Origin of the sequence: Actinoplanes cyaneus, assembly GCF_016862095.1 — a bacterium.
Taxonomy (GTDB): domain Bacteria; phylum Actinomycetota; class Actinomycetes; order Mycobacteriales; family Micromonosporaceae; genus Actinoplanes; species Actinoplanes cyaneus.
The window spans coordinates 1-19,863 of the sequence record NZ_BOMH01000045.1; the positions used below are offsets into that span (position 1 = coordinate 1).

18 protein-coding genes and 1 pseudogene are annotated in these 19,863 nt (G+C 71.5%); 7 read left to right on the forward strand and 12 right to left on the reverse strand.

Translation table 11 applies throughout. From position 1 onward, the window contains the following. Positions 1-101: 101 nt before the first annotated feature. From Acy02nite_RS29920 to Acy02nite_RS29940, 5 genes are read right to left on the reverse strand one after another with little or no spacing between them, the layout of a single operon-like run. Positions 102-1,718, reverse strand: coding sequence for an FAD-dependent monooxygenase (locus Acy02nite_RS29920; RefSeq protein ID WP_203746916.1), 1,617 nt, complete (start codon positions 1,716-1,718; stop codon positions 102-104). A 3-nt stretch (positions 1,719-1,721) separates the two neighbouring features. After that, positions 1,722-2,756, reverse strand: coding sequence for a methyltransferase (locus Acy02nite_RS29925; protein ID WP_203746918.1), 1,035 nt, complete (start codon positions 2,754-2,756; stop codon positions 1,722-1,724). A gap of 4 nt (positions 2,757-2,760) precedes the next feature. Then, positions 2,761-3,861 (reverse strand): cytochrome P450, encoded by a 1,101-nt coding sequence (locus tag Acy02nite_RS29930; protein WP_203746920.1) that lies wholly within the window; start codon positions 3,859-3,861, stop codon positions 2,761-2,763. After that, positions 3,858-6,935 carry a ferritin-like domain-containing protein gene (locus Acy02nite_RS29935; RefSeq protein WP_203746922.1) on the reverse strand — a complete coding sequence of 1,026 codons (3,078 nt, stop codon included), beginning with the start codon at positions 6,933-6,935 and terminating at the stop codon, positions 3,858-3,860. Before Acy02nite_RS29935 ends, Acy02nite_RS29930 begins: the two co-directional genes overlap by 4 nt. Before the next feature lie 43 nt (positions 6,936-6,978). Next, entirely contained in the window at positions 6,979-8,514 is a 1,536-nt protein-coding gene (locus Acy02nite_RS29940) for a flavin monoamine oxidase family protein (protein ID WP_203746924.1), read from the reverse strand. Positions 8,515-8,577: 63 nt separating this feature from the next. Between Acy02nite_RS29940 and Acy02nite_RS29945 the strand changes: the two genes are divergently transcribed. Continuing rightward, a complete protein-coding gene (locus Acy02nite_RS29945; RefSeq protein ID WP_203746926.1) occupies positions 8,578-8,964 on the forward strand; it encodes a hypothetical protein in 387 nt (128 codons plus the stop codon). 7 nt (positions 8,965-8,971) lie between these two features. Here Acy02nite_RS29945 and Acy02nite_RS29950 read toward each other — a convergent pair whose 3' ends face one another. The 4 genes and pseudogenes from Acy02nite_RS29950 to Acy02nite_RS29965 all read right to left on the reverse strand — a co-directional run bounded on the left by Acy02nite_RS29950 (position 8,972) and on the right by Acy02nite_RS29965 (position 11,829). After that, positions 8,972-9,649: a response regulator gene (locus Acy02nite_RS29950; protein WP_203746928.1), complete on the reverse strand. Its 678-nt coding sequence runs from the start codon at positions 9,647-9,649 to the stop codon at positions 8,972-8,974. Then, positions 9,646-10,242 (reverse strand): sensor histidine kinase, encoded by a 597-nt coding sequence (locus Acy02nite_RS29955; RefSeq protein WP_239175368.1) that lies wholly within the window; start codon positions 10,240-10,242, stop codon positions 9,646-9,648. The genes Acy02nite_RS29950 and Acy02nite_RS29955 overlap by 4 nt, the downstream gene beginning before the upstream one ends. 141 nt (positions 10,243-10,383) lie before the next feature. Further along, a pseudogene (locus Acy02nite_RS29960) lies at positions 10,384-11,300 on the reverse strand (ABC transporter ATP-binding protein); the annotation flags it as partial. 130 nt (positions 11,301-11,430) lie between these two features. Beyond that, complete coding sequence (locus Acy02nite_RS29965; RefSeq protein ID WP_203746930.1) at positions 11,431-11,829, reverse strand: TipAS antibiotic-recognition domain-containing protein; 399 nt, start codon at positions 11,827-11,829, stop codon at positions 11,431-11,433. Positions 11,830-12,064: 235 nt separating this feature from the next. On the opposite strand from Acy02nite_RS29965, the gene Acy02nite_RS47290 reads away from it, so the two are divergent. Together Acy02nite_RS47290 and Acy02nite_RS29970 are read left to right on the forward strand one after the other, a co-directional pair. After that, entirely contained in the window at positions 12,065-12,196 is a 132-nt protein-coding gene (locus tag Acy02nite_RS47290) for a hypothetical protein (RefSeq protein ID WP_264653340.1), read from the forward strand. A gap of 1 nt (position 12,197) precedes the next feature. Further along, on the forward strand, positions 12,198-12,593 hold the full coding sequence (locus Acy02nite_RS29970; protein WP_203746932.1) for a hypothetical protein: 396 nt from the start codon (positions 12,198-12,200) through the stop codon (positions 12,591-12,593). Here the strand turns inward: Acy02nite_RS29970 and Acy02nite_RS29975 are convergent. Beyond that, complete coding sequence (locus Acy02nite_RS29975; RefSeq protein ID WP_203746934.1) at positions 12,517-13,179, reverse strand: ThuA domain-containing protein; 663 nt, start codon at positions 13,177-13,179, stop codon at positions 12,517-12,519. The genes Acy02nite_RS29970 and Acy02nite_RS29975 overlap by 77 nt on opposite strands. A 1-nt stretch (position 13,180) precedes the next feature. Beyond that, on the reverse strand, positions 13,181-13,417 hold the full coding sequence (locus Acy02nite_RS29980) for a hypothetical protein (protein ID WP_203746936.1): 237 nt from the start codon (positions 13,415-13,417) through the stop codon (positions 13,181-13,183). 430 nt (positions 13,418-13,847) lie between these two features. On the opposite strand from Acy02nite_RS29980, the gene Acy02nite_RS29985 reads away from it, so the two are divergent. Continuing rightward, positions 13,848-15,224 (forward strand): DUF1996 domain-containing protein, encoded by a 1,377-nt coding sequence (locus Acy02nite_RS29985; protein ID WP_203746938.1) that lies wholly within the window; start codon positions 13,848-13,850, stop codon positions 15,222-15,224. 63 nt (positions 15,225-15,287) lie between these two features. Here the strand turns inward: Acy02nite_RS29985 and Acy02nite_RS29990 are convergent, their stop codons facing one another. Beyond that, on the reverse strand, positions 15,288-16,700 hold the full coding sequence (locus Acy02nite_RS29990; protein WP_239175345.1) for a DUF2252 domain-containing protein: 1,413 nt from the start codon (positions 16,698-16,700) through the stop codon (positions 15,288-15,290). A 287-nt stretch (positions 16,701-16,987) separates the two neighbouring features. Here Acy02nite_RS29990 and Acy02nite_RS29995 point away from each other — a divergent pair, with 287 nt between their 5' ends. The 3 genes from Acy02nite_RS29995 to Acy02nite_RS30005 are packed head-to-tail and all read left to right on the forward strand — an operon-like array spanning position 16,988 to position 19,733. Next, the gene (locus Acy02nite_RS29995; protein ID WP_203746940.1) at positions 16,988-17,329 is read left to right on the forward strand and encodes an STAS domain-containing protein; all 342 of its coding nucleotides are present in this window, start codon (positions 16,988-16,990) and stop codon (positions 17,327-17,329) included. A gap of 57 nt (positions 17,330-17,386) precedes the next feature. Continuing rightward, positions 17,387-19,285 carry a SpoIIE family protein phosphatase gene (locus Acy02nite_RS30000; protein WP_203746949.1) on the forward strand — a complete coding sequence of 633 codons (1,899 nt, stop codon included), beginning with the start codon at positions 17,387-17,389 and terminating at the stop codon, positions 19,283-19,285. Continuing rightward, positions 19,227-19,733 carry an ATP-binding protein gene (locus Acy02nite_RS30005; protein ID WP_203746951.1) on the forward strand — a complete coding sequence of 169 codons (507 nt, stop codon included), beginning with the start codon at positions 19,227-19,229 and terminating at the stop codon, positions 19,731-19,733. Before Acy02nite_RS30000 ends, Acy02nite_RS30005 begins: the two co-directional genes overlap by 59 nt. Positions 19,734-19,863: the final 130 nt, after the last annotated feature.

Consider the following 19,863-nt stretch of genomic DNA (forward strand, 5'->3'; position numbering starts at 1 on the left):
CGTACCCGATGCCGGAGAGAATGTCTAGTCCGTACAACCCAGATTTTCTCGGCGGTCGCGGCCAGGGAGAGCCGGGCGCTCGCCCTCGCGAGGTGCGGGCCTCAGGAGACCCCGCCGGCCACCTCCGCGACCGGCCGGACGGCGGCCGTCCCGGAGAGGTGCCGGCGGGCGTAGTCGCGGACCAGGTCAGGGCGATCCACCGGGCAGATCAGGCCGACGTGACCGTCCGGCCGTACCAGCAGAAGGTGTGCCGGATCGCCGAGCGCCCGGGCCGCCTCCCGCCCGGCGGCGGCGATCGGGGCGAAGCAGACCGGCGCCGGGCACGCCGCCAACGCCAGGCGCAGGGCGTTCGCCTGCTCGGTGCCGGCGTAGCGGACGTGGTGCAGCAGTGTCCAGCGGTCGTAACCGAGCAGGCTGTGCGATCGCACCGGGCGGCCGGAGGAGATGACCTGGACCGCGGGCAGGCGGTCACCGGCACGGATCCCGCCGGGCAGGCCCCGGCGGAAGCCGGGCTCCGCGGAGAGCGGGCTGCGGCGGTGGTGGCGGCCGAAGTCGCTCATCATCCACTCGACGCGGCGCTGCATCGCCGACGACGCCAGGGTGGCCCGCAGCAGCAGGCCGCGCAGCCGGTGGGCGATCGGCGGCAGCATCATCTCCATGGGACTGGTGCGCATGTCGCGGATGACGCCGGCGGCCAGCGTGCGCTGCTCCACGTCGTACGAGTCGAGGATGTCGTCCGCGGCCTGGCCCCGATGGACGGCCGCGAGTTTCCAGCAGAGGTTGTAGGCGCCGAGCATCCCGACGTTCATGCCGTGACCGCCGAGCGGCGCCCAGGTGTGCGCGGCGTCGCCGGCCAGCAGCACCCGGCCGGACCGCAGCCGGTCGGCGATGCGGTCGGCGAACCGGGCGCGGGACAGCCACACCGGCTCGGTCAGCACCATGTCCAGATCCGGGATCCCGGCGGCGCCGGCGACCAGGTCGCGCAGCTCCGGCAGGGTCGGCGGGTGCGTCTCCGGCGGCTGGGAGTCGTCGCGGACACAGAAGATCCGATAGCCGCAGCCGGGGGTCGGGAAGGCGATCACCGAGCGGTACGGCGCCAGGAAGAAGTAGCCGTTGCCGGGCTTGTCGGTCAGGGACCACGACGGGATCACGTTGCCCTGGACCACCTGCATGTTGCGCCGCTCGGCGCCCGGGAAGCCGACGCCGAGCAGCCGGCGGACCGTGCTGCGGATGCCGTCGCAGCCGACCGCCCAGGCCGCCTCGACCCGCTCCGGCGGCTCCCCCTGGCGTTGCACGGTGACCCCTACGCGATGCTCGTCCTGCTCGAGATCGATCACCCTGGTGCGCCAGTCGACGGTCACGCCGAGACCGGCCAGCTCCTCGGTGAGCAGCCGTTCGATGTGGTGCTGCTCGATCGTCATGGCACACGGGTAGTCGCTGCTCAGGCGGCCGGTGGTGAACGTGCCGAGGCGGCGGCCGGACGAGTAGATCGTGCTGCTCTCCATCTCGTACGCGTGCTGCCGGATCGTCTCTCCGACACCGAGCGCGCCCAGGGCCTCGCCGGCGCGCGGGAAGATCACGTCGGCTCGTGGCTCGCGGTTCGTGCCGGGGGCGCGGTCGACGACGCGTACCCGCATCCCGAGCCGGCGCAGCGCGATCGCCGTGGTGAGTCCGATCGGGCCGGCCCCGACGACGAGCACCTCCAGGTCCGTACGCATCGCTCAGCCCTCCACCGCGGCCGGATACGCCTCGATGACGCTGAGCGGCGCGGTCGCCTCCACAGTGCCGCCGTACCGCAGACCGGCCTGGGCGAGCAGCTCCTTGTGCTCGGCGAGGGTGCGCTCGCGGCCGCCGTAGACGATCATCATGGCGACGTCGAGGACCTTGCTCGGGTGGAAGTCGTCGCCGGGCGGCACCACGGCTTCGATCAGCAGCAGGCGGCTCTCCGGCCCCATCGCGGCCCGGCAGTTGCGCAGCAGGGTGAGCGCGTCCGCGTCGGGCCAGTTGTGCAGCACGCCCTTGAGCACGTAGAGGTCACCACCGGCGGGAACCTCGCTGAGGAAGTCACCGCCGACGACGGCGCACCGGTCGGCCAGCCCGGCCGCCTCGATCCGCTCGCGCGCCACGCCGGCCACCTCCGGCAGGTCGAAGACCACGCCCCGGGCCTCCGGATAGCGCTGCAGGAGCACGGTCAGCAGGCTGCCGTCGCCACCGCCGACGTCCACGATCCGCCCGATGCCGCCGAAGTCGTAGCCGGCCGCCAGGGCGGTGCCCATCACTCGGCTGTGCTCGGCCATCGCGGCATGGAAGATCTCGCCGTGCTCCGGGTTGCTGGCGAGGTGTTCGAAGATCGGTTCGCCGTAGACCGCGGAGAACGCCGGGTCCGGCCCGCGCAGGCTGCGCCCGGCTCCGTCGTACACCGGATTGAGCATGGTCTGGAAACGGACCCACCAGTGCAGCGATTGTGGATGGTCGGCGCTGAGCCGCCGTCCCATCTCGGTCAGCGCGAACGAGCCGGGCGCCGGCTCGGTGCAGACGCCGACGCCTGCCAGCGCGCGTAACAGGCGGTGCAGCCCCTGCGCGTGGGCTCCGGTCGCCTGGGCGAGGTCGTCGGCGGTGCGTGGTCCGTCGGCCAGCCGGTCCGCCAGTTCGAATTCGACGGCGAGTTGCAGCAGGCGTGCCGCGCCGAGCCCCTCGGCCATCCGCAGCAGGGTCAGGGTCGTGTCGTGCTCGGGAGCGAGCTGTCGAGTCGTCATCGTGTCATCTCCGTGTGCTTCGGGAAGGGTGGACGAGCAGCCGGGAAGGACCGTGGAAGACCAGATCCTCGGCGTACGGCACGGGGTCCTCGGCCAGGCGCAGCCGCGGCAGCCGCCGCAGCAGGGCGGTCAGCGCGATCTCCGCCTCCAGACGGGCGAGCTGGGCGCCGAGGCAGTAGTGGGCGCCCAGCCCGAACCCGGCGTGCCGCAGCGGGGTGCGGTGGATGTCGAGCCGGTCCGGGTCGGTGAAGCGGGCCGGGTCGCGATCGGCCGAGCCCAGCACGAGAACCACCCCGCTGCCGGCCGCGACGTGCCGGCCACCGATCCGCACGTCCTGCTGGGCGCGCCGGCGGACCAGCTGGACCGGGCCGTCGTACCGGACCAGCTCCTCGACGGCCTGGGGCATGAGCCGCGGCTCGGCGCTCAGCTCGGCCCGGACCTCCGGGTGGCGCTGCAACGCGAGGACCGACTTGGCGATCAGGTTGGTGGTGGTCTCGTGCCCGGCGGTGAGCAGGTGGACGGCCGTCGGCACGTCGAGGTGGCCGGCCTCGATCGCGAAGAACGCCGACAGCTCCCGGGCGGCCCGCTCCGCCGCGGGGTACCCGTCGCCGTGATGTGAGCTGTTCGCCTGCTGCAGGGCGACAGCGCGCTCGCGCAGCCATCGGTGCTCGCCGGCCGGCACCTCCAGCACGTCGGCGATCACCCGGATCGGCAGCGGCGCCGCGAAGTCCGCGACCAGGTCGGCGACGGGCCGGTCGGCCAGGCCGGCGAGCAGCTCGTCGACCAGCTCCTCGATCCGCGGGCGCAGGGCGGCGACCCGTGCCGGGGTGAACAGGCCGGCCACCCGCGAGCGTGCCGCGGTGTGCTCGGGCGGGTCCAGGAAGACCAGCCAGTTAGCGACGACGTGGTGCAGCGTCGCGTACTGCGGCGGGATCGGGACGGCCGAGCCGCCGCCGGGCGGGCACCGGCCGAAGCGCCGGTCGGTCAGGACCGCGTTCACCTCGTCCCAGCCGTAGGCCCACCAGGTGTCGCCGGCCTGTCGCACGGGTGCGGCCTCGCGGAGCCGCCGGTAATCGGGGTACGGGTCAGCGACGGTGATCGTCATGGCCGGTCCCGCCCGAAGTACGCGGCGTAGTGCGCGAACATCTCGGTGACCCGCGCGGGTGCGGCGGCGACCTTGCCGGAGCCCGCGGCGAGGTGCTCGAACCGCAGCGCGATCGAGCGCCGGGCGACATCCGGCCGCGGGACGAACCGCGGTTCGGTCTCCAGCTCGAAGGACGGGCCGGCGCTGGTGCCGGGCCGCCCGGCCGGCATGGTGACCAGCACCTCGGCGAGCGGGCTCATCATGCCGGTCATCACGTCGATGGCCGCGTTCATCAGCCGGGAGCGGCGCAGGCTGGTGTCCGGGTCCTGGGCGAAGTGCTGCACCATCAGCTGCATCATCATGAAGTAGGAGCGGTTGAAGAGCTCCAGCACGGCGATCGACTCCGGCTCGGTGACCGGCTCGGTGTTCAGGTTGCCGGGGAACAGCGTCGGGTTGCGGGCCAGCGGATACGCGGGGCACCACAGCTCCCGCCCCGGGACGCGGTCGCTGAGCAGCAGGTCGGCCAGGCCGAGGAAGATCTCGTAGTGCGAGCCGTCGGTGTCCGCGGTGATCCGGCCGCCCTCGCCCTGCTCGGTCACCACGTCGATGGCGAACAGGGCGCCGGCCAGGTCGTCGACGTGGAGCTGGTAATCGGGGTGCACCGCGTTGATCGACTCGCGCAGGAACAGGTGGTGCTCGCCGCCGCCCCGGCCACGCCGGATCAGGAACAGGTCGGGCACGCGGTGCAGCCCCTCCCGGATGTCGTCGTAGAGCTCCGGAATAGTGTGGTATCGATGCTGGCCACGGCCGGGCCGCACGTCGGGCGTTCCGGTCAGCGGCGAGACCGCGCCGCCGGGGCGCTCGATCGCGATGAACCGCTGGACGCTGCCGAGGGCCAGGGGCTCCAGCGCGAAGTCCAGCGCGACCGGCAGGGTGTCGTTCAGCGTGCCGAACGAGAACGACGGGACGTGGAAGCCCTCACCCATCGCCATGATGATGTTGTTGATCGCCAGGAAGTGGATCATCTCCTCGCGGGCGACCTCGATCAGCCTGCCGCGTATCCCGCCGTCCCGGGTGTGGCCGCCGTCGCCGCAGGCCAGCCGCGCCTGCTCCGGCGTCCACAGCCCGCGGCGGACGAACTCGCCGGCCGCGGCGTGGGTGGGCACAGAGTAGGCCGCGTACAGGTATTGCAGCATGACCGCCAGTTCCAGGGTCACCGCCTGGCGCAGCGCGGTGAGCAGCTGCCCGCGCGTGGTGATCGGCAACCCGGTCGCGGCCTGCCCGCCGCTGACCGGCCGCGGGACCGGCATGGCGGACTGCTCGTTGCGCAGATACGTCAGCAGCAGGCCCGCCTTGGCCGCGGACATGTCCCGGGTCGGCGGCATCGACCAGGTGCGCGAGCGGTTGTCCGGGTCGGACATCTGCCAGAGCAGGCGGGCGTAGGTGGCCACCTTGCAGCGGTCGGCCAGGCTGAACACCTCGGCGCTCATGAACGAGTAGAGGAACTCGTAGTCGGCGAACACCTCGCGGTACAACAGGTCGAACGTGACGTCCTGGTCCGGGACGCCGGCCAGGTGCCAGTCGTCGGGCAGCACCCGGACGTCCAGGTAGCCCGGTCCGCTCCCGGCCGCTTCCAGCTCCAGATGCCCGGCCCCGGCGTGCGCACCCCGGACGGTCAGCCGGGCCTCGCCCCGCTCGTCGGTGCTCACCTCGCACCCGGCGATGAACTCGCCGCCGGCACGCACCTGCACGAGGTCGGTCTCGCCACGCTGCGCGGCCGGATCCAGCGGGCGCGAGCGCGGATTGAGCACCTGCCGCACGCGGATGCCGTCGACCGGCGCCGGACACCCGCGGACGTAGGACCGGATCGCGACGGTCACCGCGTGGTCGTCGCCGCGCCGCCGGTCGGGATGGTCGACGAACAGGCAGGCGTCGTCGCTCTGCACGATCACCGTCTCCTCGGCGACCAGCGTCCGCCCGGCCGTGTCCACCAGGCACAACGCGTCACCGGCGGGGGCGTCCGGCCGCAGGTTCGGCACGGTCACGATGCCGCTGCGCAGATCGAAGCCCGGATTCGCGTACGACGTACGGGGTATCCGCGCGATCACCTCGCCACCGCGCGCCGTCCGCAGTTCCAGGTCACCGAGGTCGAGCCGCACGCCGTCGGCCACCGGCACCGCGGTGATCATGTTGAGCGTGACGTGATCCGGCTCGATCGCGACCGTGAGCTCGTGCAGCGGCGCCGGCGCGCCCACCGGCCCGGGCGCCGCCGGTCTCGCCGGCACGGCCCACCCGGCGGCCCGCGGGGTCAGCAGCCGCCCGGCCGGCCAGGTGCGCATCTCGGCGTGGTGCCACGGCGCGACAGTTCCCCACACCGCCCAGCTGTTCGGGGCGTCCGGCGCGACCGGCTCGGCCATCGTGGCGAGCGCGAACTGCACGACCAGGCCGTCCCGGGCGGCGTCGCGCAGCCGGGCGACCGACGGGGACTCCGGCGAGGCCGGCAGCCAGCGCAGCCCCTCGTCGCCGGCCACCACGAACTGGTGCACGGTCGAGCGGGCCAACTCGGTAGCCAGCGGATGCCCGCCCAGCCCCCGTAGGTAGTCGAAATGGTGCCAGCGCGGCGGCTGGAAGCCGGACACCGCACCCGTGAGCAGGTAGCCGTCCTCGTAGGAACGCTCGCCGCGGCCGAGGCCGAACTGCCCCACCATGATCGTGGTGGTCCAGCGCGAGGTCGGGTCCAGGTCGAAGACCCGGGCCCGGTTCGCGGTGGTGGCCAGGTACTCGTTGTAGTGGCCCCACATGTCGACCCGCCGCCCGATCACCGGATCCGCCCGGCCGGGGCGCTCCGGCGTCTCGGCCGCGACCACCTCGGCGTCGATCCAGAAGTGACCGCTGCCGCCGAACTGGTAGCCGGTCGCGCCGCGGCGCTCCAGCCAGGCGTGATGCTCTGCCGGCGGCCGCTCGGGCGGGACCGGGCCCGCGTCGTCGAGCGCCCGGTTGGTGGCCAGGTCGATCAGTCCGCTGCGCGGGCCGGTGGGCAGCTTGGTGAGGGCCGTGCCCCGGAAGTGCAGCCGCGGCAGTTCCAGGACGCTCATCGGGCCGTCCGCCGCTCGGCGGCGGCCGCGTGCCGGACGGTGCTCATCCGGGCACCTTCGCGTAGACCGGCAGCACGTCCGGGACGTCGGCGTGGACCGGATCCGGCTCGGGGTCGGCCAGACCGGCCGGCATGCGCATGACCATCCGGCTCACCGCGTCGAACGCCGACTCGATCGCCCCGTCGATCCAGGCCGGGCGGGACGAGCAGTGCTCGCCGGCGAAGTAGATCCGGCCCTCCGGCTCCTGGGCGCGCCGGCGCTGCTCGTCGGCCACCGCCGGGTCCAGCCCCCACTGCACCGAGCAGCCACCGCCGCTCCACGGCAGCTGGCCCCAGGCGAGGCTGCGGGCGTTGAGCACCATGCCGGGGCGCAGCAGCTGCGGGTGCATCGGCGCGAGGTCGGCCAGGACCGCCGCGTACCGGGCCGCGGCCGACATCCGGCCCAGCAACTCGGCGTCCTCGCCGACGCTGTAGCTGGCCAGCAGCACCGCGCCGTGCGCCGGGTCGCCGTCGATCGGCGGGTAGTACGTCTGCCGCACCCGCCCGCCGCTCGACGACGCGCCGCCGTTGATGCCCTCGCGCTGCCAGAACGCCTCCCGGCAGTGCAACGCCACCTTGGTCGCGGGCACGTACTGCACCTGGTGGATGACGTCGAGCTTGTCGTCGCCGAAGCCGTCGAGCGGCATCCCGCGCAGCACCGGGAACGGCAGGGTGCACAGCACCTGGGCGCATCGGCGCACCACGTGCTGCCCTGCCACGCGCAGGTGGACCAGGACCTCGTCGGGACGGCTCTCCAGTCCGATCACCTCGTGGTGGCGGCGGATCGGGCTCTGGATGCGGCGCGCGAGACGGCGTACCAGCTGATCCATGCCACCGCGCAGCCGGAACAGCTCGGTGCTGGTCTCCAGCAGGATGTCGTCCAGGAAACCGCGCAGCGGGCCACCACACGCCTCACGCAGCGCCGGATGGGCGGCGAACACGCCGTGCAGGTCGAAGGCGCTGCCGTTGTCGCGCACGAACGGCGCCAGATTCAGGCGCTCCACATGGTCCAGCAGCCGGGTGCGCAGGTCCCGGCGCAGGTCGTGACGCTGGCCCGGCGGCGCGATGGCGTCCACGACGAGCGTGAGCCAGGCGCCGAACATCAGCGTCTCCGGGTGGTAGCCGTCGTGCGACAGCCCCTCGCGAAGCTCGCCGATCAGCTGGCGGGCGGCGTCGTGCATGCGGACGTACGTCTCGGCGGTGCGCAGGAACGCGTTCTTGTCGGCCAGCAGGCTGTGGAAGGAGCGCAGCTCGTCGGCGAGACCCAGCTCGGCGATGTATCGGAGGGTGTTGCTGTGCCCGGCCGGGATGCGCATCGCGCCCAGCTCCGCGAAGGGCGCGTCGGGGGAGTCACCGAAGTGGAAGGTGTAGATCCGGCCACCGAGCCGGCGGGTGCCCTCCAGCACCTCGACCGGCACGCCCAGCCGTTGCAGCTCGTAGGCGGCGGACAGGCCGGCGACGCCCGCGCCGAGGACGACAACGGTGCGGTCGCCGTTGGACCCGAGCACCGGAGTCGCCGCCGGCGATCCCCTGTTTCCCATGAACCTACCTCCCACGTTTCATCGCGCGAAGAATCACCTGAAAATGATCAGGGACCCGCCGCGATGGTCATCGATTTCTGCAGGGCGAAGAATGCGAGCCGGCACTTAATGCCCGACAATTTCGGCAAAGTAATCGGAGAACACCGGCCAACGCGATTTCGCGGCACGCTGTACCCGGTCACGCCGGGGCATCGGCCAGCAGCCGTGTACGGGCCAAAGCATATGCCGGTGGACAACAAAACACAGGTCGACCTGGTAGTTATCGTCGGAATGGTGGATGCGGGTCACTCCGGCCTCATCGATCCACCGATATGCGTCGCGAGCGCGGCAGGCTGGACGAATGGCGGTCATGCGGCGTCAGGGCGAGGTGCCGGCGCGGATCCGGAAAAGGTCTGCTTTACAACGCGTCCGGAAATCGTCCCAGAATTCGCGGCAGCGGGCCGGTGCTGACGGGCCGTCACCCGCCGCCGGGATGGACGAGACCGGTGTCGTAGGCGACGATGACCGCCTGGATCCGGTCCCGGGCGCCGATCTTGGCAAGGACCCGGCCGACATGTTTCTTCACGGTGGACTCGGTGAGGGTGAACTGGCCGGCGATCTCCGCGTTGGTGCGGCCCTGGCCGATGGCGACGAGCACTTCGCGTTCCCGCTCGCTGAGCGCCGCCAGTCGCGCATCGTCGCCGCGCGGTCCGGGAGCTCCGGCGGCGGTGGCCGGCTGTTCGGTGTAGGCGTGCATGAGCCGGCGGGTCAGCCGGGGCGCGACCACGGCGTCACCGGTGGCGACGGCCCGGATGCCGGGGATCAGTTCCTCGGGACGGGCGTCCTTGAGCAGGAATCCGGAGGCGCCGGCGCGCAGCCCGGCGTAGACGTACTCGTCGAGGTCGAAGGTGGTGAGGATGAGGACGCGGGTACGGTCGCCGGCGGCGGTGATGCGGCGGGTGGCCTCGATGCCGTCCATGCCGGGCATGCGCACGTCCATCAGCACCACGTCCGGTCGCAGGCGTTCGGCCTGGCGTACTGCCTCGGTGCCGTTCTCGGCCTCGCCGAGCACTTCGGTCTCCGGGGTGCCGTCCAGCAGCATCCGGAACCCGAGGCGCTGCAGCGGCTGGTCGTCGGCGATCAGGACGGTGATCATGCGGGTTCCTCGTCGAGGGTGACGTCGATGGTCCAGCCGCCCCGGCCGTCCGGGCCGGCGGTGACGGTGCCGCCGTAGAGGCCGGCACGTTCGCGGATGCCGACGATGCCGTGTCCGGTGCCGGCGGGACCGCGGGCGACGGTGTCGTCGGCCGGGCCGCTGTCGGTCACCCGTACGCTGATGGCGTCCTGGCCGGCGGTGATGGTGACGGTCGCGACGGCACCGGCGCCAGCGTGTTTGAGGGTGTTGGTGAGGGACTCCTGGACGATCCGGTAGACCGTCAGTTGCAGTCCCGGCCAGAGCCGGTGCAGCTCCCCGGTGGTGCGGTAGCTGACCGAGAGCCCGGCCGCGCGCAGGCTGGGCAGGAGTCTCTCCAGGTCGGCGATGCCGGGCTGCGGGCTCAGCTGCGGATCGCCGGTCTCCTCGCGCAGCACGCCGAGGACGCGGCGCAGGTCGTCCAGGGCCTGGCGTCCGGTGGCGGCGATCAGCCGCAGCGGTTCGGCGGTGGTCTCGCCGCGGTTGCCGGCCAGGGTGGCGCCGCCGTCGGCGAGCCCGATGATGATCGAGACGTGGTGCCCGACCAGGTCGTGCATCTCCCGGGCGACGCGGGCCCGCTCGGCGGCCGCTGCCAGCCGGGCACGCTGGTCGCGTTCGGTCTCCAGCCAGGCGGCCCGATCGGCGAGAGCGCTCAGATACGCCGTCCGGGTGCGCGTGGCCAGTCCCGCCACCAGGGCGGCTCCCTGCAGGGTGGTGGTCGCGGTGTACTCGACGGCGTCACGAGTGAGGTCCATGAACGCTTCCTCCAGCGAGACCTGGTGCTGGCCGAGCTCGTAGAGCGGAATACGGTACTCCGCGGCCAGGAACCCGACCTCGCGGGTGGACAACCCGTTGACCAGGAGTTCCTCCGGGTGGTGGAGGTGACTGTCACGCCGGGCCGCGACAGGGCCTGGCGCAGCGCGCCCGGTTCGGTGGTGGCGACCTTCACCCCGCCGCCGGCCGTCTGCGCGATCAGGTCGGCGACGCTGGTGTCGGCCAGCAGCCGTCCCCGGCCGACGACCACCAGGTGGTCGGCGATCAGCGCGGTCTCGCTCATCAGGTGCGAGGAGAGCATCACCGTACGGCCCTCGGCGGCCAGCCCGGCGAGCAGATTGCGGACCCAGAGCACGCCTTCGGGGTCGAGGCCGTTGACCGGCTCGTCGAGCATCACCACGGCCGGGTCGCCGAGCAGCGCCGCGGCGATGCCCAGCCGCTGGCCCATGCCCAGCGAGAAGCCGCCGACCCGCTTGGCCGCGACCTTGGTCAGCCCGGCCAGCTCGATCACCTCGTCGACGCGGCGGCGGGGGATACCGTGCGTACGGGCCAGACCCAGCAGGTGACTGACCGCGGACCGGCCGGGGTGCACCGCCTTGGCCTCCAGCAGCACCCCGATCTCGTGCAACGGGGCGGCGTGCTCGGCGTAGCGGCGCCCGTTGACCAGCACCGACCCGGAGGTCGGGCGGTCCAGGCCGACGATCATCCGCATCGTGGTGGACTTGCCGGCGCCGTTCGGGCCGAGGAATCCGGTGACCTCGCCCGGCCTGGCGACGAAGCTGAGCCGGTCGACGGCCGTCTTGTCGGCGTACCGCTTGGTGACGTCGCGAACTTCTATCATGGAGTCTCATTTCCGTGCTGACCTGGTGAGATCCACGCTAGGGAGAGATCACTGCGGCGTCGTGGTACCACGGGCGGCACTTGCCCGACGGCGGTGGTACCGCGGTACCACCACCAGGGCGGCGGCAGCGTCAGAGACGCGTCCCGGCGTACCGGAGCATCGCCGTGCCGAGGAATTCCACCATTTCCGGATGGTAGGAGTTGTGCCAGTTCCGCATGGCGTCGTCCTCGGCGTAAAGGAGCGCCATGCCGAGATAGGCGTCCCGGGAAGGGACGTAGAACCGGCCGGCAATGGCGTAGTGCCTGCCGACCAGTTCCTGGATCGCTTCGTCATCCGGCTGGGCGCCGGCGGTGATGGCAGCCGCGAGCTCGCCGTACAACTCGTGCCAATCGCGGTGAACCTGGTCCTTGTCGACGTGGGCCCAATCACCGGTCGCGGCGAGACTGGCGGCCTGCTCCCCGGCGAGTGTGCGGCGGCACTGCTCGGCATGCTCGCGGTCCATGGTGGAAATGCTCATCTGCGGTGTCATGCCCTGTCGGTAGTGGTTTCGGAACAATGGCCGGCCGCCCCTTTCGGGAATGCCGGCGGCAGCGGACTGTGCCACGCGGATATCAGCGGGGCAAACCAGTTTCGCGGCGGCCGGTGAACGCTTGCCCGGCGCTGCTTCCCATGCGGGTTCCGCCGGTCATCCGCGGGGGAGGAGGTGGCCTGACCCTTCCGGCGGCTCCGATGGCGGGGACCCGAGGACGGGAGACGTCCTCGCCGTGCTGCGGGTCGTGATCCGGCGCGGCTTCACCCACGACCTGGCCGACATGCTCGTCGAGGACCTGCGCCGCCACGTGCAGCGGCTGGAGAAGCCGCAGGGCACCGCCACCACCTCCGGGTTCCACCACTGACGTGGCCATGGCGTGGTGCTTCGCGCTGGGGTCGATCTGCTTCCTGATCGGCCCCGTCCCGGCCTACGCCGACCTGGTCGGTCCCACCGCCGGCGCCGCCACCTTCTTCGCCGGGTCGGTGCTCTTCACCGCCGGCGGCGTGCTGCAGGTCAAGGCGGGCGGGCGGCGTGCGGCCCGGTGGGCCGCGATCAGCCAGTCGATCGGCACGGTCTACTTCAACGTCACCACTTTCCGGGCGATGCAGGTCGCCGTCTCCAGCGACACCTACGACCATCGGGTGTGGCGGCCCGACGTGATCGGCTCCTCGACTGCGACCGGCATCAGTCCGGGGAACCGGTCCTGGACGGGAGGTCCGGGGACAGCATTCCCGCCGCCCACAGCAGGCCGCGTCCGGTGATCGTCCGGGTGTGCGGGACCAGGAGGTCGGTGGGGCTGTGACCGAGGGTGGAGACGAACACCCGGCCGGCGCCGTGCTCGCGGGTCCAGACCACCGGCATGACCGCGCCGGAGTCGGCGAACGTGCAGGTCGCGTGCACGTCCAGGGTCGGATCGACGTGACAGTAGTACTGCTCGGTGTGCACCTCGTACCGCGGCACCCCGGCGATGATCGGGTGGTCGCCGACGACGTCCACGGCGTAGTCGAGGAAGCCGTCCGGATGGAACACGAAACGTCCGCCGACCATGTGCTGGTAGCGGGCATTTTCGTACCCGAAAGCGATGATCCCGCCGTGCCAGCCGGCGAAGCCGGCGCCCGAACGCACCCGCTCGACCAGGCCGTCCTCCTGTTCGGCGGTCAGCCGCCCCCGGGTCCAGCACTGCACGATCAGCTCGGCGCTGGCCAGCCGGCGCCGGTCGGTGTAGACCTCGAGGGTGTCGGCGACATCGACCGTGAAGCCCTGGCCGGCGAGGAACTCGATGAACAGGTCGGTGCAGGCGACGGGCTCATGACCTTCCCACCCGCCGCGTACGATCAGCGCCCGCACCTCAGCGCTGCTCTGCGGTCGATGGGCGGCGCAGGGCGAGAGTGGCGTGGACCTGGGCGAGTTGCGTGGTGGCGGTGAGCATCGCGAGGTCGGCACCGGGCACGTACGGCTCGTCGGAGTGGTCGTCCTCGTTGATGTTGGTCTGGTAGTCGACCAGGCAGATCTGGTAGAGGCGTTCGGCTTCGGCGGCGAGTTCGGCGGCGCGTGCGGCGTGTTCGTCAGCGGTCACGCCGATCATGGTGTCATCTCGGCCGGACGGGTCCTGCCGACAGCTGTCGGCGGGTCGCCGGTTCGCGGCGTGCTGCTGCGTCGATGAGGCCCTCCAACAAGGCTCGAGGTTCCGGAACCGAGGAGCCCGCGCTGCCCGACGGGCGACTGCCGGAAAAGCCGATCACAACCTTGACCTGCATGGACGTACGTCGTAACGGATCTTGAAGGCGATTCGCGGGGCGTTCGGGGCCATTGACAGTCATTAACACGGCGTTCACAGTGACGACCGTGAGAGCGCTTTCACACCCAACGCGGTAACGGCTCCGACACATCCCCCTTCACCAAGGAGCAGCTTCATGGATTCCCCCGTCTTCCGAGGCAGAGCCACCAAGACCCCCCGGACGCAGCCCGACTCCCTCGACGAGCCAGGGCCGTCGCCCCACCGCCGCGGCCGCGGAATGCGTCGCGCCGTTCTCGGTGCGACGCTGACCGGCGCCCTCGTGGCCGTCGGCATCGCCGGCACCTCCGCGTCGGCCGCCACCCCGGTGGCCGTCCAGGCCGAGTCGTACGCCGCGCAGTCGGGAGCGCAGACCGAGCCGACCGCCGACACCGGTGGCGGGCAGAACGTCGCCTACCTGGCCAACGGCGACTGGCTCAAGTACGACAACGTGGACCTCGGCCCGGCCGGGGCGATCACCTTCGGCGCGCGCCTGGCCTCCGACAGCGGCGCCACCGGCAGCATCCAGATCCGTACCGGGTCGGCGACCGGCACCGTGCTGGCCAGCATCCCGGTGACCCGGACCGGTGGCTGGCAGACCTGGGTCACCACGTCCGCGGTGGCGACCACGCACCCGACCGGCGCGCAGACGGTGTTCCTCACCATGAGCAGCGCGCAGGCGGACAACTTCGTCAACCTCAACTGGTTCTCGGTCGCCGCGGCCGGCGGCACGACGCCCTCCAGCCCGGCCCCCACCGGGACGTCCGGTCCCGGATGGCCCACGGTGGACCCGGCGCAGCAGGCCGCCGACACTGCCGCTTTCTTCGCGCTCACGCCGCGGCCGATCACCGGCGACGTGGTGCGGGTGCCGGAGTTCAACGCCGGCTGCACGGTCAGCCATCACCTCAACGACGACCCGATCGTCTTCCCCGGAATGGCCGGCGCCTCGCACGCGCACACCTTCCTCGGCAACACCAGCACCAACGCGAACTCGACCAACCAGTCCCTGCTCGGGCACTCCGCGACGACCTGCACCCCGGCCGAGGACCTCTCCGCGTACTGGATCCCCTCGCTGCTGCAGAACGGAACGGTGATCGACCCCGCCGGGGTCACCGTCTACTACGGCTCGCGGCTGAGGGACCCCAGCCGGACCCAGCCGTTCCCGCCGGGCTTCCGGATGATCGCCGGTGACGCGAAGCTGCAGGTGCCCAGCAGCGGCAACCAGTTCTGGTGCGCCGGGCCGGGCGGCCAGATCGGCCGCAGCGCCGACGGGAACTGGCCGATCTGCGCACCGACCGCGAACCTGACCTACCAGCTCGTCTTCCCGGACTGCTGGGACGGCGTGCACCTGGACAGCCCCAACCACAAGGACCACGTCGGCCCGACCGGCCCGGACGGCACCTGCGCCAGCGGCAGGTTCCCGGTGACGATCCCGTCGCTGTCGTTCGTCATCGACTATCCGGTCCACGGCACCGCCGCCGGGTTCGCGCTGGCCTCCGGGATGGCGTCGTCGATGCACGGTGACTTCATGAACGCCTGGCAGCCCGCCGCACAGGCCGCCCGGGTACGCAACTGCATCGACCAGTCCGTCAAGTGCAACTCCGCCGGTAACAACTGACCCACTGCCGGCAGCGGCCCCCGGCATCCGCCGGGGGCCGTGGTTCCGCTGGTGCATCGAAGGTCAGACGCCCTGGAGCGCGGGGATCCTGCCGGACTTGATCGCGGTCAGGAACTCTTGGTAGTCACGTTCGTTCTGGTCGGCGTATCGCTTCGAGAAGTCGGCGATCGCCTTGTCGAAAGCGTCGGACTCGCCGAGGCACTCGCTGATGGCGATCGGGTCACCGGATCGGGCGTGCGCGCGGGCCAGCGTCCACCCGCAGGTCCTGGCATAGAAGCCGAGGATCGAGGGTGACATGCTCTCGACGAGCGCCGAGCCCTTCATGTCGCGCAGTTGCCGCCAGTAGAAATGGCGTGAGGTGTCCACTCCTCTGGTCCAGCCCAGGAAGATGTCGCTGGCCGCCTGCATCATCCGCTGTCCCTGGACGACGCGTTCCCCGGGCTCCTTGAAGCGGCTCTTCGGCAGGTGATCCTCCAGCACCGAGGCGGTGGCCTCCTTGATCTGCAGGAACAGCGGGTCCTGGTCGTCGCGGCCCTGCAGCAGAATGATCCACGCGCGGGTGCCGACGCTGCCGACGCCGACGACCTTGCGAGCGACGTCGACGTACTCGAAACGCTCCAACAGGTGCCGCCGGTCGTACTGCAAGGTCCCCCGGTAGGCGCGGAACTGCTCGTGCACCGCATTGTCCACCTCCGCCGGCTCCATCTTGTAGGTGGCTTCCAGGTCGCGCAGCGGTGTCACGATCGGGGGCTGGCTGACGATGCGGTACCTGCCGTCGACCAGCTCGGCGAGCTTGGACAGCGCCTGCAGGCTGTCCCGCCTACGGGCCTTGCCGAGGCTGGTCCTCGTACGTTCGAGGTCCTTCGCCGCTCTCTTGCCGTTCGTCTGCGTCCGCATGGCCGCCAGGATGTCGTCCTCGGCGAGGTGGGCGTACCAGATGTCCAGCGTGCGCATCTGCGCGAACTCGGCCATCGCGTCGCGGTAGGCCCGCACCGACGCGGTGGTCACGGCCCGGGCATCCGACTTGGCGAAACCGTTGTTGCGGGCGGCGACCATGAAGCTCGCCGCCATCCGTTTCACGTCGTACTCGAAGGGGCCGGGAAGTGTCTCGTCGAAGTCGGTGAGGTCGAACACGAGCTGACGCTCCGGCGAGGCGAACGCTCCGAAGTTGGACAGGTGGGCGTCGCCGCACAGTTGTGCATGCAGGCCGGCCGTCGGCGTGCCGTTCAGATCGGCTGCCATGATCTTGGCGGCGCCCCGGTAGAAGGTGAACGGTGACGCCATCATCCGGCCGTGCCGAACGGGTACGAGGTCCGGCTCCCGCGTGACGTTCTGGTCCTCGAACAGAGCGACCGGGTCCGGGCGACCCGCTGCGGGCCGCCATCCGGCGTGGGACGAGGCAGGCGTACGCCGTGCGGCGTCCTTGCCCCGTGCCCGGCGGTCAGCTGTGCTCAGGTGCTCGACCTTCGTCATCATTGAGGCACTTCCTCCGTGACCGGGACGCGCTGCCCCGTGCCGATGCCTGACTCCGTGGACTTCCTGCTGCTGGGGCCGGCATCCGCACCGTAAGCAGCGGACCGGGCGTCTGACATCACTCACAGCGCATGAACCGCGTGGCGGCGGTCGATGGCCGCGCACCGTGCGGGTGAACGTGGGACATCCGCACCGGTCGGGCCATATGCCGGACGGGCGGTGTCCGGTAGACCCGTGGGAGTGCCGGTTCGCAACTGGTGGCGCGTGTCTGTCGTGAGGAGGTGGCGGCTATGGGGCCGCTGTCGGTCAGTGTCGATCGAGGCACGCTCTGCCTGGCGCTCAATGGTGACATCGATTTCGTGAACTCGGGACCGATCACGCAAGCGATCCGGGAGGCGGTGCTGCAGGGCCGGCCGACGCTGGTCCGGGTGGACGTGGCCGAGGTCAGCTTCCTGGATTCATCCGGTCTCGGAGCTCTGGTCGCTGCCTTGCGCGTCGCGACGGACTGCGGTGCGGTGTTCCGGGTGGAGCGTCCCAACGCCAATGTGTACGGCCAATTCGAGATCGCCGGCCTCGTGGAGATGTTCGGCCTGGCCGATGGCGATGGTGGCCGCGGCTGTGCAAGGCGGTGAGCAACGTCGCCATCAGCGGGTGAGCCGGGGCGAATGCGGATCGGGGCGGGAGGCGCGATGAGCGTGGAACAGCATCACGAGTACCGGCAGCGGCTGGCCGCGTTGGACGAGACGGTGGCGCGGGCCCGGCTGGATCCCGAGGCGCAGGTGCATCGGGCGGCGGGGCTACTGGCCGGGCGGGTCGGGTGCCGAGTCGACGAGGCCCACACGTATCTGCTGGACCGGGCGGCACAGCAGGGCCGCCCGGCGGCTGCGGTGGCCGGTGACATCCTGACGGCCCTGCAAAGCCGGCCGGGATCCGGGACCCGGCCCCTGGACGCCGAGGTGGACACGGCGTTACGCCCGCGGGGCCGGAGCCCGGCCGCGGGGCGCAGGCCTCCCGCGCACCCGCCGTCACAGGCGGCCGGCGACTGGGGTCCGCTGGTGCAGCAGATCCTCGACGCGATGCCCGGTAACCACATGGCGTTGTCACCGGTGCTCGGTGACAACGCCGGGATCACCGACTGGGTGATCGTTGCGGTGAGTCAGCAGACTGCCGACTTCTCCGGCCGCGACGTGGCCCAGGCGGTGGGCCGGCGCATCACCCAGGTGTATCCGGCAACGGTGGACACACCGGTGTGGCAGGCCTGGCGCGACGTGGTGACCGACGGCCGTGCGCGTAAGGTCGGCCCGTTTCCCTATGTGGGCGCGAATACCCGGGCTCCCGCCGACGTGTTGATGACCGCCTGGGTGTCGCGGGTGGGGCCGGGAGTGCTCAGCCGCTGGGTGCGCCACGACGAACAGACCCGGCAGACCGAGCGGATCGCGCAGACCGAACGGCTGGGCCGGCTCGGCTGGGGCGAAGCCGATCTGGTCACCGGCCAGATCGTCTGGTCGGACGAGCTGTATCGCATCTACGAGCGTGACGCGGCGCTGGGGCCGATGTCCAGCGAGGAACAGAACGCCCTGACCGTGCCCGAGGACGAGCCGATCCGCAGGCAGGCGGCGGAGGGCTTCGGCCGCGGCGACACCGTCGATGTCACCGTCCGCATCCGCGTCGGCGGGCGGGTCAAACATGTGCGCACCATCGCCGACGCGGTCCGCGATGCGCAGGGCCGGCCGGTGAAGGTGTACGGCATCGTGCAGGACGTCACGATGCAGCACACCACCCGGGCACAGCTCGCCGAGGCGGAACAGTTGTTGCAGCAACACCAGAACAGCCTCGCCGCCGAACACGAACTCGCCGCCCAGCTGCGCCAGATCGTGCTGCCCGTGCCCGCCGAGCCGTTCGACCTGCCCGGGCTGCGGGTCGCCGTCCGCTACCTACCCGCCGAGGAGGCCAGCCGGGTCGGCGGCGACTGGTTCCACGCGGCCTCCGCCGAAGACGGCAGCGTCGTCCTCGGCATCGGCGACGTAGCCGGCCACGGAATGCACGCCGCCACGGTCATGGCCGAACTGCGGCACGTGCTCGCCGGCCTCACCGTGACCACCACCACCGACCCGGCGCAGCTGCTGTGGCACCTCAACCGGCTGCTCTACTCCCGCGCCACCACCGCGACCGCCGCGGTAGCCCGACTCGATCCGCAAAGCCGTTCCCTCGTCTGGGCGCAGGCCGGGCACCCGGCACCGCTGCACGCCCGCGCCGGCGCCACCACCGAGCTCACCGCGCCACGCGGGACACTGCTCGGCGCCGTCCGCGCCGCCTGCTACGCCACCGCCACGGTCAGCCTCGCCCCCGCCGACCTGCTGCTGTTCTACACCGACGGACTGATCGAACACCGCCGGCACACCCTCGCCGAAGGACTCGCCCCCGTCATCGCCACCCTCAACGACATCTCGGCCTCCGGCAGCCGCCAGCCACTGGCCGACCTCTTGTCGCGACTGCGCCGGGCCAACCCCGACGACGACACCTGCATTCTTGCCGTACGCAACCACACGCCTGAAGCGCCCGATCACTCCGAAGGTGACCATGCCTGAACACTCGCGTCATTCGGGCCGTCAGCCGAGGCCGGAGGACGACACCCCGCCATCGGTGCGTGACTTCACCGTCGACGATCTCCATGCGCTACGCCACGACGTCACGCTGTTCGCCCGGGCGAGCGGCCTTGTCGATCCCGTTCTGTACCGTTTCGTGCTCGGCGTCCACGAGCTCGCCACCAACGCCGTGCGCCACGGTGGCGGCCACGGACACCTCGAACTGTGCCGCGCCCGCGACCAGCTCCGCTGCCGGATCAGCGACCACGGGCCGGGCATGCCGCACGTATCACCGCGGATCCGCCCGGCCGTCGACGCACTGAACGGACGGGGCCTGTGGCTGGCCCAGCACGCTGGCGAACTCGCCTGCACCAGCGACAGCCGCGGGACCACCGTCACACTGACCTGCACGATCCCACCGCCGAGCACCGCCGAAGACCTTCACGCATAGACCCTGCGGCGGCCCGAGCCATCAGGACAAGCCGGCCCCTCAAGGACAAGCGTGTGCGAAGAGGCGGCGCCGTCAGGGCCGCCCGCCGCATGGGCCGCACTCCTACACTGCGGCGCATGCGGAACCACTC

Bases quoted from the DNA above. Each gene is read 5' to 3' on its own strand.
- Acy02nite_RS29935 (WP_203746922.1), bottom strand. From the start codon at position 6,935: ATGAGCGTCCTGGAACTGCCGCGGCTGCACTTCCGGGGCACGGCCCTC.
- Acy02nite_RS29990 (WP_239175345.1), bottom strand. From the start codon at position 16,700: ATGATGACGAAGGTCGAGCACCTGAGCACAGCTGACCGCCGGGCACGG.
- Acy02nite_RS29950 (WP_203746928.1), bottom strand. From the start codon at position 9,649: ATGATCACCGTCCTGATCGCCGACGACCAGCCGCTGCAGCGCCTCGGG.
- Acy02nite_RS30000 (WP_203746949.1), top strand. From the start codon at position 17,387: ATGAGCGTGGAACAGCATCACGAGTACCGGCAGCGGCTGGCCGCGTTG.
- Acy02nite_RS29930 (WP_203746920.1), bottom strand. From the start codon at position 3,861: ATGACGATCACCGTCGCTGACCCGTACCCCGATTACCGGCGGCTCCGC.
- Acy02nite_RS29940 (WP_203746924.1), bottom strand. From the start codon at position 8,514: ATGGGAAACAGGGGATCGCCGGCGGCGACTCCGGTGCTCGGGTCCAAC.
- Acy02nite_RS29920 (WP_203746916.1), bottom strand. From the start codon at position 1,718: ATGCGTACGGACCTGGAGGTGCTCGTCGTCGGGGCCGGCCCGATCGGA.
- Acy02nite_RS29965 (WP_203746930.1), bottom strand. From the start codon at position 11,829: ATGACACCGCAGATGAGCATTTCCACCATGGACCGCGAGCATGCCGAG.
- Acy02nite_RS29955 (WP_239175368.1), bottom strand. From the start codon at position 10,242: ATGCACGACCTGGTCGGGCACCACGTCTCGATCATCATCGGGCTCGCC.
- Acy02nite_RS29980 (WP_203746936.1), bottom strand. From the start codon at position 13,417: ATGATCGGCGTGACCGCTGACGAACACGCCGCACGCGCCGCCGAACTC.
- Acy02nite_RS29945 (WP_203746926.1), top strand. From the start codon at position 8,578: ATGGTCATCGATTTCTGCAGGGCGAAGAATGCGAGCCGGCACTTAATG.
- Acy02nite_RS29985 (WP_203746938.1), top strand. From the start codon at position 13,848: ATGCGTCGCGCCGTTCTCGGTGCGACGCTGACCGGCGCCCTCGTGGCC.
- Acy02nite_RS29995 (WP_203746940.1), top strand. From the start codon at position 16,988: ATGGGGCCGCTGTCGGTCAGTGTCGATCGAGGCACGCTCTGCCTGGCG.
- Acy02nite_RS29925 (WP_203746918.1), bottom strand. From the start codon at position 2,756: ATGACGACTCGACAGCTCGCTCCCGAGCACGACACGACCCTGACCCTG.